At 72.0% G+C, this 12,878-nt stretch carries 10 protein-coding genes; 3 read left to right on the forward strand and 7 right to left on the reverse strand.

Annotation, left to right across the window (positions count from 1 at the left end; all coding sequences use genetic code 11):
* Positions 1-28: 28 nt before the first annotated feature.
* Positions 29-874, reverse strand: a complete 846-nt coding sequence (locus tag AWQ68_RS00980; protein ID WP_245655689.1) for a class I SAM-dependent methyltransferase — start codon at positions 872-874, stop codon at positions 29-31.
* Positions 875-1,094: 220 nt separating this feature from the next.
* Here AWQ68_RS00980 and AWQ68_RS00985 point away from each other — a divergent pair, with 220 nt between their 5' ends.
* Positions 1,095-2,042 (forward strand): lysylphosphatidylglycerol synthase transmembrane domain-containing protein, encoded by a 948-nt coding sequence (locus AWQ68_RS00985; protein WP_066933042.1) that lies wholly within the window; start codon positions 1,095-1,097, stop codon positions 2,040-2,042.
* On the opposite strand, the gene AWQ68_RS00990 is transcribed toward AWQ68_RS00985, so the two are convergent.
* The 4 genes from AWQ68_RS00990 to AWQ68_RS01005 form a co-directional block, all read right to left on the reverse strand.
* The gene (locus AWQ68_RS00990) at positions 2,012-3,088 is read right to left on the reverse strand and encodes a glycosyltransferase family 4 protein (RefSeq protein WP_066933045.1); all 1,077 of its coding nucleotides are present in this window, start codon (positions 3,086-3,088) and stop codon (positions 2,012-2,014) included. The genes AWQ68_RS00985 and AWQ68_RS00990 overlap by 31 nt on opposite strands.
* Positions 3,089-3,098: 10 nt before the next feature.
* Positions 3,099-4,031, reverse strand: a complete 933-nt coding sequence (locus tag AWQ68_RS00995) for a glycosyltransferase family 2 protein (protein ID WP_066933048.1) — start codon at positions 4,029-4,031, stop codon at positions 3,099-3,101.
* A gap of 85 nt (positions 4,032-4,116) precedes the next feature.
* Positions 4,117-4,896, reverse strand: coding sequence for a permease-like cell division protein FtsX (locus AWQ68_RS01000; RefSeq protein WP_157544738.1), 780 nt, complete (start codon positions 4,894-4,896; stop codon positions 4,117-4,119).
* Between the two features lie 195 nt (positions 4,897-5,091).
* Entirely contained in the window at positions 5,092-7,365 is a 2,274-nt protein-coding gene (locus AWQ68_RS01005) for a glycosyltransferase family protein (protein ID WP_306306752.1), read from the reverse strand.
* 113 nt (positions 7,366-7,478) lie between these two features.
* Between AWQ68_RS01005 and AWQ68_RS01010 the strand changes: the two genes are divergently transcribed.
* Positions 7,479-8,975 (forward strand): hypothetical protein, encoded by a 1,497-nt coding sequence (locus AWQ68_RS01010; protein ID WP_066933054.1) that lies wholly within the window; start codon positions 7,479-7,481, stop codon positions 8,973-8,975.
* Between the two features lie 420 nt (positions 8,976-9,395).
* Entirely contained in the window at positions 9,396-11,720 is a 2,325-nt protein-coding gene (locus AWQ68_RS01015; protein WP_245655691.1) for an LCP family protein, read from the forward strand.
* 222 nt (positions 11,721-11,942) lie between these two features.
* On the opposite strand, the gene AWQ68_RS41895 is transcribed toward AWQ68_RS01015, so the two are convergent.
* Together AWQ68_RS41895 and AWQ68_RS41900 are read right to left on the reverse strand one after the other, a co-directional pair.
* The gene (locus tag AWQ68_RS41895; RefSeq protein ID WP_157544740.1) at positions 11,943-12,311 is read right to left on the reverse strand and encodes a hypothetical protein; all 369 of its coding nucleotides are present in this window, start codon (positions 12,309-12,311) and stop codon (positions 11,943-11,945) included.
* 141 nt (positions 12,312-12,452) lie between these two features.
* A complete protein-coding gene (locus AWQ68_RS41900; RefSeq protein ID WP_157544742.1) occupies positions 12,453-12,812 on the reverse strand; it encodes a hypothetical protein in 360 nt (119 codons plus the stop codon).
* Positions 12,813-12,878 lie beyond the last annotated feature (66 nt).

Below are 12,878 nucleotides of genomic sequence, written 5' to 3' on the forward strand. Positions count from 1 at the left end.
AGCGCACCCCGAGGGTCTCGTATGCGGGTCATGGCGTGCGTACCGGCTCGGGCGGTTGCGGGAGCACGGGTCCGCGCGGGCGGCGCGGCCTCCGGGTCGCGACCCACAGGTACGTCGGCACGATCGGGAGCAGCGCCTTCAACGCCGAACGCGGCGCGCGCTCCAGAGTGCCCTTGGCGGCCCGCCCGACCGCTCCGGGGAACAGCTCGCCACCAGCGAACCGCTCGGGCGAGGCCAGCACCGGGAACGTGTAGTCCCACACGTGGAAGTCCCTGAGCATCCGGCGCAGGCCGCCCCGGGTGCGGAACCGTTCGTAGTAGTTGTCCGCCCGGCCGAACGCCCGCACGTAGCGGTCGGCGGCGGCGGGCGGCAGATAGGAGAGAAACGGCAGCTTGTAGTGCGGCTCCATGACGCCGAGCCGGTTGCCGAGGCCGAGGTAGAGCACGCCGTCGTCGGCCAGCACCCGGTGCATGTCCTTGATCACGGCGTCGGGGTCCACCACGTGCTCGTAGATGTGGTTGAACACCAGCACGTCGATCGAGCCGTCCGGGAACGGCAGCGCCCCGCCGTCGGCGCACACGAACTCGACGCGCTCACCGAAGCGCTCCGCGGCCTTGCGCAGCCCGGGGACGTCGATGTCCACCCCGAACGTGCGGCTCGCGCCCGCGCGCGCCAGCTCGTCGGCGATGAACCCGGCGGAGCAGCCGATGTCGGCGACGGTCAGCCCGGCCAGCGGGCGGTCGGGGTCCTTCGCGCCCAGGAAGTGCCCGAGCACCGCGATGATCTTCGCCGCCTTGCGGCGGCGCTTCTCCTCGTCCAGCATCGCGGACTGGAACTCGGAGTACTCAAGCTGGGCGGCCCGTTGCCTGCTCACCTGACGCTCACCACTCCCCGGCCGCCGCGCGGCCCGATCCGCCGGGCACCGCAGGGCCCGCCGCCGCTCATCGGCCCGCTCACCGCTCTCGCGCCTCCTGCGGCGCGCACCAGTCGCTTCCCACGCCGCCCAACAGTACCGGCGTGTCCGGGGCTCCTCGGCCCGGCCTGTGGAAAACTCACCCCTACCAAACGGTAGCTTCGGGCCGTACTCTTGGCGGATGCTGCGCCGCCTGCGATCGAGCCCGCTGCTCAGGGGCCTGCTGGCCCTGATCGCGCTGGGGTTCCTGGCATACGGCCTGGCCAGGAACTGGACGGAGACCTCGGCCGCCCTCGCCCGCCTCTCGTGGTGGTCGCTGGCCGGCTGCGCCGCCGCCGTGCTGGCCGGCTTCGCCTTCATGCTGCTCGCCTGGAGGGCCGTCCTGGGCGGCCTCGGCTCGCACCTGCCGTTCCCGGTGGCCGCTCGCGTGCTCTACGTCGGGCAGCTCGGCAAGTACATCCCCGGCTCGGTGTGGGCGTTCGCCGCGATGATGGAGCTGGCCCGCGACCACGGGGCGCCTCCCCGGCGGACGTTCAGCGCCACGGCGCTCGCCCTGGTCACCTCGCTCGGCTGCGCGCTCACCCTGGCGGCGGCCACGCTCTCCCACCAGATGGCCGGCCAGGCGTGGCAGTTGCTCGCGCTGATCCCGCTTATCCTCGTCGGCCTGCACCCCCGCGTGATGACCTGGGGCCTCAACCTCGCCCTCAGGATCGCCCGCAAGGAGCCGCTCGACCGGGTGCTGAGCGGAGCCGACATGGCCCGGGCGGCCGGCTGGACCATGGCCGGCTGGCTCTGCTACGGCGCCCACCTGTGGTTCCTCGTCGCCGGCCTGCGCCCCGGCGGGCTCTCGCTCTACGCCGTCGCCGCCGGAGCGTACGCGCTGGCCTGGGCGACCGGCATCCTCACGGTCGTGGTCCCGGCCGGCATCGGCGTACGCGAAGGCGCCATGGTCGTGGCCCTGGCGCCCGTCCTCGACACCCCGAGGGCGCTGGTGGTCGCGGTCGTGTCGCGGGTGGCCTTCACGCTGGGGGACGCCGCGTGGGCCGGGATCGGCTTCCTGCTCGCCCGCGCCGTCCCGCGCCCGGCCCTCCCCTCGGGTCAGGAGAGCCCGAGCAGCGTGTCGAGGTAGGTGTTCCAGAACGGCTCGGGATCGACGGCCTTGACCCCCTCTGCCAGCCGCCGGGGCGTACCAGGCCGGTAGAAGCGCGTGATCGCCTCGGCCAGCGCGTCGACGGAGCCCGGCTCGACGAGCAGGCCGTCCACGTCGTCCGTCACGTTGTCGGGCAGCGCGCCGACCCGGGTCGCGATGACGGGGACGCCGTGCTCGTGGCCGAGCCACACGTTCTGGCTGGCCGTGGCGGAGCGGTAGGGCAGCACGAGCGCGTCGGCCCGCGCGAACAGCCCCGGCACGTCCTCCGCCGGGACATATCCTGGCCGCAGCTCGACCCGACCGTCCAGCCCCAGCTCGCCGATGAGCGCCCTGGTCTCCTCCAAGCCGCCCCAGAACTCGCCCGCGACCGTGAGGCGCACGTCCGGTACCCGGGCCAGCGCCCGCAACAGCAGGTCGAGCCCCTTGTACGGCCGGACGATGCCGAAGAACAGCAGTTCACGGCGCGGCTCACCGCCCCGGGCGGCGGCGCCCCCGGACGCGGGCAGGTGCGGCGCGAGCGCGGACACCGCCACGGGGACCCGCGCGAGGCCGCGGGCCAGCTCCGCCTGCTGCTCCGAGTGGGCCAGGACCGCGTCCACCCGCGACAGCAGCGCCTTCATCAGCGGCCGGTCGTACGGCTTGCTCTCGTGCGGCAGCACGTTGTGGCACAGCGCGACCACGCGCGTTCTGCGGCGCAGGCCGTACAGGATGCCGAGGTAGGCGGGCACCTGGACGGGGCTGAGCACAGCCAGGATCACGAGGTCGGCGCTCCGCAGACGCCGCCCGCAGCGGACCCAGCCGTCGGGCCGCCGCCAGTCGAGCTCGCGGCGCGTCCCGGGGTACGGCTCGCCTTCCGGCGTGTCGATCGTCTGCTGTCCGGGATAGAGGAAGGAGGGGTACTGCGCCCGCCATGACTCGATCACCACATCGTGCCCGCAGGCCCGCAGCCGGTGGGCCAGCTCGGTGGTGTGCTGGGCGCCGCCTCCCTTGTAGGGGTAGGTCGGGCCGACGATCGCGATCCTCATCGTGCCGCCGTCACTCGGACCGGGAGCGGACGATCAGGTCGGCGAGCAGCGCGAGCGACCCGATCAGCAATCCCGAGATGAAGATCACGATCGTGTTGCTGGTCAGGTAGATCGTCCTGTGCGTGACCACGTCGAACACGCCCTTGAAGAAACCGATGCCGACCAGCCACAGCGCGGGCGGCATCAGGACCTTCAGCGGGTTGAAGTACATGATCATCCGGAGCACCTGGAGGATGTACCGGTAGGCGTCCGAGACGAAGCCGAACTTCGACTTGCCGGCCCGCTTGGCGTACTCGATGGGCAGGTAGTAGACGTCGTGCTGGTTCGACAGGAACGCCAGCGTGATCGTCGTGACGCAGGAGAACCCGGGCGGCAGCAGCCGCAGGTACGGCTTGGCGACCGACTTGCGGAACGCCCGCAGGCCGGAGTTCAGGTCGGGGATCTTCTGCCCGGCCAGCCGTTCGGCGACCTTGCGGATGAACCACTTGGCCGGCACCCGCAGGAACTTGTGCGAGCCCTCCTCGGTGGTCCGGGCGCCGACGACCTGGTCGACGGTCGGGTCCTTGTCCAGGATCTCGACCAGCTCGGGGATGCGCTCGTTGGGGTACGTCATGTCGGCGTCGGTCCACACGACGATCTCACCGCGGGCCTCCTGGGAGCCGATCCGGCGAACAGTGCCGGATCCGCCGTTGCGGTGGAACGCCTTGATCCGCATGTGCGGGAACCGCGGCGCGGCCTCCCGGAGCCGGGCCAGCGTCTCGTCGGTCGAGCAGTCGTCGACGGCGAGCAGCTCGTACGTGTAGCCGCTGGAGTCCATGGCGGCGCAGATGCGCTCGACCTCGTCGATCACGTGGTCCTGCTCGTTGTAACAGGGCAGGACGATCGTCACGTAAGGGTTGTCGGCGGGGATCACGGCGCTTCCAGAGGTATCGGGCGTGCTCACGTCGGCAAAGGGTACTCTGCCGCGGCCACCTCCCCGCCCCCAGATCGCGATCTCGTGCGGCTTCCGCCCCCTTACGCCCGCGGCCTCACGGCGCGGCGACCGGCGTCACTTCCCTCGCCCAGGCCAGGCCGGACATGCCCGCGACGGCCTTCTCGATCCGCGCCGCCGCGCCGGGGTCGGCGAGCTTGATGTAGAAGGTCTCGGGGAGGTCGTCGAGCCGGTCGCTCCCGAACGGCATCTGCCAGGAGACATGGTCACGCGCCTTCGCCGCGTGCGCCGGGTCCTCGGCGTAGATCTTCTCGATGCCGGGAAGGCGGCGGATCCGGTCGAACACGGCCTCCTTCTCGGCGTCGGTGGCCCGTCCGCGCCCTTCGCACGGTCTCGTGAACCCGTAGATGGGCGTCTCCGGACACAGAGCGACCGATACGTCCGCCTTTCCCCACCAGAAGTCGTCGCGGTACGCGATGGGGGCACCGACGCCGGGCAGGTCCGCCAGTGCGCGAAGCGGCGAACGCCAGTCCCCTCGCCCGAGAGTGCCGCCGTAGCCCTCGCGCATCAGGTCCGCGGTGAGGATGTCACCGACCCGGTGATCCTGCCGCGCGATCGCCAGCATCTCCTCCGGGGTCCTCCGGCCGTACGACGTGACCTCGGGGAGCGAGGCGAGGGTCCGCTCGATGACCCACCTCTCCTCGTCGGTGACGGCACCGCCGCCCGCGCACCACTCCCAGACCTCGGCGCTGGTGTCCTGGCAGAGATGGAGGAGAAAGGTGCCGGTTTCGGGCCAGGGGCCGCGCGGCGGCGGCAGCGGCCACTGACCGCGCTCATCCCGTGAGTCGGACACCGCCCCGAGCAGCAGAACGGCCACGGACACCGCCGCCGCGACCGGTTTCCACGCCCTTGAACTCCTGATCGGGGAAGCGAGTTTCCGCAGCCAAGTGGTCGCTTTCGGCTCCCGGGTGGGTTCCTTCCCGAAGGACAGCTCCTCGCTTTCCGGAGTATCCGACGACAAATCCATGCGGCAGACCCTAGCGCCATGATCACTGACCCGGCCGCACGGCGACTAACGCGGCTCCTGGGGGACGGTCATCCAGACGTCGGATGCGAGGCTCCAGACGGCGTCCGGCGGGCCAACGAGGGAGCGCTCGTCCTGGTGCGTACGCAGCCGCAGCACCTGGGTGGCCGTGCCGTACGGCGCGAGCTGGGCCTGGTCGGCGGCGAGCAGCACGGGTCGACGGCCGGCGGCCCGCACCTTGCCGATCACCCTGCGCACGTCGAATCCCAGGGCGACGCTCGACCCCTGGGGGTTCTTGACCCGCGCGGTGGGGAGGCCGCACTGCCCGCGAATCACCTGCGTGAACCTGTCCCCGGTGACCCGCTCGATGATCAGCACGGACGCGTCGCGCGGGATCGCCGCGCACATGCGGGCGATGCCGTCCGCCTCGCCCCGCTCGACGGGCGAGAAGGCGGTCCCGATCGAGATGACGGCGGGGGGAACCACGAACAGGAGCACTCCGGCGATCATGGCGAGGCGGGTGCCTCGTCCCGCGTGGTGGAGGCGGTCACGCCCCCAGCGCAGCCCCCAGACCGCGAGCAGGATCAGCCCGGGGATCACGACCGGCACCAGCCGCCGCGCCGCGAAGGGATGGTCGGGTGTGATCGCGGGACGCCACAGGGTCGTCACGGTCGTCCAGCCGATGATCGCGAGCGGGAGCAGCCACTCCAGGGCCCTCCCTCTGGCGAGGCGCCGCGCGAGTACCGCGGCGGCGAGCGTGGCCAGCACGACCACCGGGAGCCCGACGTACCAGACGACCCAGTAAAGGGAGTCCTCGTAGTAGAGCCGGGTGCCGTCCACCGGGAGCCGGTTGGCCATCTGGGCCTTCTCGATGAAGTCCGCGGTGAGCATGTCCTCCGACGTCACCGCCACGCGCCGCACGGTCTGCACCCAGGGCCGTACGGCGAAGCCCGCCATGACGAGCACGACCAGCGCGGCGGCCCACCCCGGCAACGCCGACGACCGGAACACCTTTGTCAGCCAGGGCAGGCGGGAGAGCCACGCCGGCCGCCGGGCCGAGCCGCCGGGCCGTCCCGGCTGATCGCCCCGCTCCGGTCCGCCGGGCTGTGCCGGGCGATCGGTACGTCCGGGGCGGGCCCGGCGGGCGGCGAGCCGGACGGCGATCTTCGGTGCGAGGGCCGCGCCCGCCGCGGTGACCACGACGACGACGGCGCAGATCGCGAGCAGCGGTAGCAGCGACCCCGAGAGGTACATCAGATAGGGACGGGCCAGCAGGTAACAGGCGGCGAAGCCGCAGAATCCGCCCACCCCGAGCCCCGCGAGGAGCGGCACGCCCAGCCGCCCGTCCGGGAACCGCCGCGCCGTCCCCGTGCCCGTCGGCGCGGGCGGCCAGGAGATGCGGCGCAGCGCGATCAGCACCCCCGCGTACGCGAGGACGGGGAGCACGTCACGCAGGCCGTCGATCCGGACGAGCAGGGCGAGGCCGAAGACGAGCCCGGCCAGCGCCGCCGCGATGCGGGCGCCGCCCCCGGTCCGGAGCCGGTGCCGCGCGTCGAGCAGCAGCGTCATGCCGCCGAACAGGAGGATCAGGGAGGGGATCTCGCTGAACGTCGTCCGCGACGTGTAGAGGATGGGCATGCTGACCGCGAAGACCAGGGCCGCGAGCGGCGCCCAGCGGGCTCCGGCCAGGCGGGCGGCGGTCCCGGCGACGACGAGCACCGCCAGTGCGCCCAGCACCGGCGGGACCAGCAGGAGCCCGGGCACCCCGCCGAGCCAGTAGCCGATCGCGTCCAGCATGGGTGGCCCCGGCATGAACTGGGGCACGATCGCGCCGTGGAAGTCGTAGAACCCCATGCTGTCGAAGCGCAGCGCGGGGTCGAGGCCGCCGAAGCCGGCCTGACCGTACGGGATGGGCAGCGACCCGTGCCGGGCCAGCCAGATCGCGTACTGCGCGTACGTCGCGGGGTCGCGCCGTACGAAGAGCTGCTCGGAGCGCAGGAACCCGTTGAACAGTCCGGACGCGACGGCGATGCCCGCCACGGCGGCGACGTGCCGGCCGAGGGCGGGCACGCTCTCCGGGAGGCGGCGCAGACCGAGCAGGCACAGGAGGAGGGCCGTCCCGCCGCCGAGCAGCGCCATGGGCAGCGGCCGGAACCAGCCGAGCAGCAGCAGCGGCAGGCCCGCGAGCAGCCATCCGGCAAGCGCGAGCGCGGGCACGGCGGAGCCGACGACGAGCACCCGGCCCGCCGACGGCCATGTCGTTCTCGGCCGGAGCCGGCCGAACCGTTTCGTCGGGATGACCCGAGCGTAACGGCCCGCCACGGGTGATCCGCCCACGCGCCCGGGCTCCCGCACTCTCGATATGTCGGCGCGGCCGGGTAGCGTACGCCGGGAAGAACGCGGGGCACGAAGAACGCCGGGGGACGGGGAGTCAGGTGTCGTGGTTGCGGCGCATCGCGCCTTGGGCTCGCCGCCACAGATGGTTCCTGGGGGTGCTCGGGCTCGGCGCCGCGCTCCGGATCGTGACCATGCTTGGGTATCGGCCCGCGCTGTGGTTCCCGGACTCCTACAGCTACGTCGTGACGGCGATGCGGCCGAAGCCCGACCTGGTGCGCCCGGCGGGCTACTCGATGTTTCTGCGGCTGCTGGAGCCCCTGCACGACTTCGGGTTCGTGGTGCTCACCCAGCATGTGCTCGGCCTGCTGACCAGCGTGATGATCTACGTCGCCGTGATCCGCCGTCGCAGGCCGCTTTGGGCCGGCGCGCTCGCGTCCGCGCCCGTCCTGCTCGACGCGTACCAGGTGCAGCTTGAGCACCTGCTGGTCTCCGACGCGCTGTTCACGTTCCTGGTCGTGGCCGCGGTCTTCGTGGCGCTGCGCCCCCTGACCTGGCGTACGGCCGTCGCGACCGGCCTGCTCCTGGCCGCGGCGACGCTGACGAGGACGGTGGGCCTCCCGCTGGTCGCCGCCTTCGCGGTCCTCCTGCTCTGGTACGGCTCGCGCGCCGCCGGGAAGGCCGCCGCGAGCGCGGACGACACGGGGGGCCAGGCGGGCACGGCACAAGGGTCACGGCGCGGGCTTCCCTGGCGGGTCGTCGGGGCGTTCCTGGCCGCCGCGCTGGTCCCCGTCGTCGCCTACGGGGGCTGGTTCTGGGCGGCCCATCACCGGGTGGGGCTGGTCGGGTCGAACGGCGCCTTCCTGTACGCGCGGACCATGTCCTTCGCGGACTGCCGGGTCATGCGGCCCCCGGCCGACCTGGCCGTCCTGTGCGACGACCGGCCCCCGGCCCGCAGGCCGCCGTCGCAGGACTACGTCTGGGACCCGGACTCGCCGCTGGTCCGCCTGCCCGGCATCACGTTCCTCAGCGAGACCGACGCGCTGGCCGGCCGGTTCGCGTGGCTGGCCATCCGCAGTCAGCCGCTCGACTACGTGGCCACCACGGTGGACGAGTTCGCCCGGACGTTCGTGTGGGGCCGCCCGGTCTATCCCGACGCCGAGGTCTACGGATATTACGAGTTCCCCTCGAAGACCCCCGCCCCGCCCGGACGCCATCCCGCGGTCGTCGGCACCCGGTTCGCCGAGCTCTACCAGCGGGGCCCGATCTCCACCCGGGTCGTCGAGCCGTTCGCCGGGGTGATGCGGGCCTACCAGAGCGTGGTTTTTCTGCCGGGCGTGCTGCTGCTGCCCGTCCTCCTCTTCCCGCCGCTGGCGGTCGCCGCACGGTGGGCCCGGCGGCTGGTCGCCTCCCGGGGGGCGGCGTCCCGTACAGGTGACGGGTGGCGTCTGGCCTGGGCGGTGCCGTGGGCGGTCGCGGTGCTGCTGCTGCTCATCCCCGCCGCGACGGCCGAGTTCGACTACCGGTACGTCCTTCCCGCGACCCCGCTGGCGTTCCTCGCCGCCGCGCTCGCCCTGCGCCCGCGCTCCCGGCGCTGACCGGCTCCGTACAGAGCCGTACGGAGCCGCGCGACCGCCTCATGGTGCTTCGGCCGGCCGCTGTGGACCGCTGGGGGCGGCTGATCGACGCGGGCTCCGGTCCCGCTCTCGGGCGATTGCGCGCTGACCTGGAAGATTCCTGAGAGTCCGGTATTCGTCAAGTATTTGACATACCCCGAATTATCTATGTTTGAGTATGCTTCGCGCTGGATCACCCCAGTCGAAGCAAAAGACAGGTCACGTCCTAAATCAGCGATCTCCCCGCTCGTTCACATGTGCGTGGCCTAGCCTTCGGCGAAGAGCTGTCATGCTCTCGGTCAAATGGCCGTAAAGCGAGGAGGAACACGTGTGCGTGCGAAGCAGTAGTCGGACCAGCTGTTCGCCCACACGTCCAGCGCGCCTCGCGTCGAGGAGGGGCGCATGAACGACCGGCGTCAGCCTCCGGACATGCCGACGAACGACCAGCGGGTCTGGGGACGCGAGGACACGGGACCGCGCTATGTCCAGGGGGATCGGCAGGACCGCCCGGACCGGCGGGACCGTCAGCCCGGCGGCCCCCGCGGGCGCGACGGCCGTCCCTCCCGGCAGGAGGGGTACCAGGACTCTCCTCGCGACGCCTACGGCCAGGACACCCACGACGCGCAGCGCGGCCGTCGCAGGGGTGGCGGCAGGACCGCCGAGCGGCCCGTTCCACAGGATCACGGGTACCACGACCAGGGATACGGTGACCCCGGACAACGCGACCAGCGGTACCAGGAACCCGGTCACCAGGGCCAGGCGTATCAGGATCCCGGCTATCAGGACCGGGCCCACCAGGGCCAGGGTTACCAGGATCAGGGGTACCGGGACCCGGCCGGCCAGGACCGGGGATATCAGGACCAGGCGTTCCGGCAGGACGAGTACGACGAGCCCGAGCGCGGCCCGTGGGGTGAGCGCGAGCCCGACGACGACTACCTCGACGACCCGCCGAAGCGGCGCTGGGGACGGCGTTCCAACGTCGACCCGTGGGACGAGCCCGACGACGAGCCGCGCCGCAAGCTCTGGGGGCGCCGCAAGTCCGACGACGAGGACGCCACCACCGACGAGGGCGACGACGGCGAGCCGGACGGCGGCCGGGGTCGCGCCAAGCGCGGCAAGCGCGGCGAAACCCACGAGATGGGCGCGGACGACGACGCTCCCCGGCGGGGATCACGCCGGGGCGGGGGCGGCGACGGCCGTCCCGGCGGTCCCTCCGGCGGCGGTCCGAGCGGTCCAGGCGGTCCGGGTTCGCGCCGCCGCGACTCGGGCGGCGCCAAGCGCGGCCTCGGCGTACTGGGCTGGACCAGCATCGCCATGACCACCGTCCTGGTCGCCGGCACGCTGACCGCGTACAAGGTCTACCGGGACACGTTCGGCATGATCCATGTCGGCGACTCGACCGACGACCTGGACAAGACGCGCCCGGTCAACGCGACCGGCGCCATCAACGTGCTGCTCGTCGGATCCGACACGAGGTCCGGTGACAACAAGAAGTACGGCCAGCACATGCAGAACGACGGCGAGCGCACCGACACGATCATGTTGCTGCACATCGCTCCCAACCGGGACGGCGCGACATTGGTCAGCTTCCCTCGCGACTCCATGGTCCTGATCCCCGAGTGCCGCGACGTCAGGACCAAGGCCGTCGTCGGGCAGCACCTGGGTATGATCAACTCCGCGTTCTCCAGCGGCGGCATGATCTGCACCCGCCGAACCATCGAGACGCTCACCAAAATCCCCATCGACCACTGGGTGAAGGTCGACTTCACCGGCTTCAAGAACATCGTGAACGCCCTGGGCGGCATCGAGATCTGCCTGCCGAAGGACGTCAACGACAAGAAGGCCAAGCTGGTCCTGAGCAAGGGCAAGCACATCGTCAGGGGCGAGACCGCCCTCGCCTACGTACGGGCTCGCTACGCCCTCGGCGACGGCGGCGACATCAGCCGGATCGAACGCCAGCAGGTCTTCATCTCCCAGGTGGTGAAGAAGGCGACCAGCAGCGGCATGCTCACCGACCTGAGAAAGCTGCAGAAGTTCATCGCCGCCACGGCCGACTCCGTCACGATGGACGACAAGCTCAACGGCGACGCGCTCATCCAGATCGCGATGAGCGCCTCCAAGCTCAGCGCCAAGGGGTTCAAGGGCACCAAGGTGCCCTGGGAGCCGTACGTCGCGGACAAGAACCGCGTCCAGTGGAAGCAGCCGGCCGCGGAGAACCTGTTCGCCGGCATCAGAGGCGACGTGGAGGTCACCGCCTCCCCGAGCCCGGCCGCCACCGCCTCCGGCGGCGCCACGCCCGCCGCGCCGACGGTGACCAAGCCCGAACAGGTCAAGGTCCAGGTGTTCAACGGCACCAACATGGATGGCAAGGCCAAGGAGGTGGCCGAGGCGCTGGCCGCCGAGGGCTTCCGCGTGGTCGGCGTCGGCGACGCCCGCAAGGCGGACGGCACCGACCAGCCGACGACCATGATCCGCTACACGGGTCAGGGCTGGGACCAGGCCAAGATCCTCAGCGGCAAGCTGCAGGGCGAGGTCAAGCCCGAGACCGGCAAGCTGGCGACCGGCCCCGCGAGCCCCTTCACGCCCGAAAAGACGCCGCCCAAGCCCGGACGGATCGCCGGCCCGATCATCCAGCTCGTGGTCGGCGCGGACTGGAAGGGCGTCAAGATCCCGTTGCAGGTGGGCGACGACGCCGTGACCTCGGAGACCGACATCTGCAAGGGCTGAGGTCAGTCCCTCACAGGGATTATTGATGTCCGTTACAGGAGTGATCCACGAGACTTGCGTTAAGGTTGGGCGAAGCGGACGCATTCCGTGCTTCCACGTTCGCCTGACCGCACGGGACGTCCGCGCTAGCGTCTTGGACGCAGGCTCCGTCTCGAATGAGCCACCGGCCCCCGCTCGGCGAACTTGAGAGTTTCCTCCCGTGACTGACACGCGCCCATCCCCTCACGTACCGGGAGCGAACCCGGGCGAACCGCACGATCCCTCCGAGGACGCGCCCACCGGAGTGATCGGCCGCATCACCGGGGAGTGGCCGCCGCAGCCCGCCGCCCCCGGCGACGGCACACCCGGGGACGCCCCGGAGCCCGAGCCGCCCGCACGGCAGCGCTGGGCGGCCACGCCGTCGGGAGGCCACTTCGGCGCCTCCCAGGAGCCGCCGTCGACCGGGCACTTCGCGTCCTTCGGCTCCGCGCCCGCGTCCCCGGCCGAATCGGCTGGCCCGCCGCCCTCCGCCGGCCCGGCAGGATGGGCGGGCTCTTCCGGCTCGGTCAGGTCTGGCGATCCGGCGGGCTCGGCCCCGGCGCCGTCCGGCATCGGACCGTCCCATCCCGGCGCCTCTGAGCCGGGCGCCGCGCGTCCGTCCGGCTTCGCGACCGGCGCGGAGCGCTCAGGCTCTCCGTCGTCCGGTACGGATTCCTCGGCGGCCCCCGCCCCGACGACCGGCCTCTCGGGAGGTCACACCGGCCCGCCCGCGTTCGGAACCGGCTCCTCGGCGGCTTCCACGTCCGGAAACGGCCTCTCGGAGGCCGCCCCCTCTGGAGACGGCTTCGCGGGAACCTCCGCGTCCGGAAACGACTTCGCCAGCTCCCCGTCCGGGAACGGCTTCTCGGGAACCTCCGCGTCCGGAAGCGACTTCGCGGGTTCCCGGTCCGGGAACGGCCTCGCGGGAACACCCGCCCCCGGATCCGGTGCGCCGGAACCCGCGTCGCGATCTGGAGCGTCCGGATCCGATGCGCCGAACCGGCCCGAAGAGTCCTCCCTGTCCCCCTCCTTAGAGGCGTCGCCCGCGCCCTCAGCCGCCCAGTCGTTCGCCAAGCCCGAGACGGCGTCTCAGGGCTCGGCGGCCGAGAGCCCGGCGACGGCCCCCGAGACCTCCGCCGA

This window comes from Microtetraspora fusca (assembly GCF_001570365.1).
GTDB classification, from domain to species: Bacteria; Actinomycetota; Actinomycetes; order Streptosporangiales; family Streptosporangiaceae; genus Microtetraspora; species Microtetraspora fusca.

Excerpts from the sequence above, each read along its gene's own strand:
- AWQ68_RS01015 (WP_245655691.1), top strand. The coding sequence starts at position 9,396 with ATGAACGACCGGCGTCAGCCTCCGGACATGCCGACGAACGACCAGCGG.
- AWQ68_RS41895 (WP_157544740.1), bottom strand. The coding sequence starts at position 12,311 with ATGCCGGACGGCGCCGGGGCCGAGCCCGCCGGATCGCCAGACCTGACC.
- AWQ68_RS00990 (WP_066933045.1), bottom strand. The coding sequence starts at position 3,088 with ATGAGGATCGCGATCGTCGGCCCGACCTACCCCTACAAGGGAGGCGGC.
- AWQ68_RS00985 (WP_066933042.1), top strand. The coding sequence starts at position 1,095 with ATGCTGCGCCGCCTGCGATCGAGCCCGCTGCTCAGGGGCCTGCTGGCC.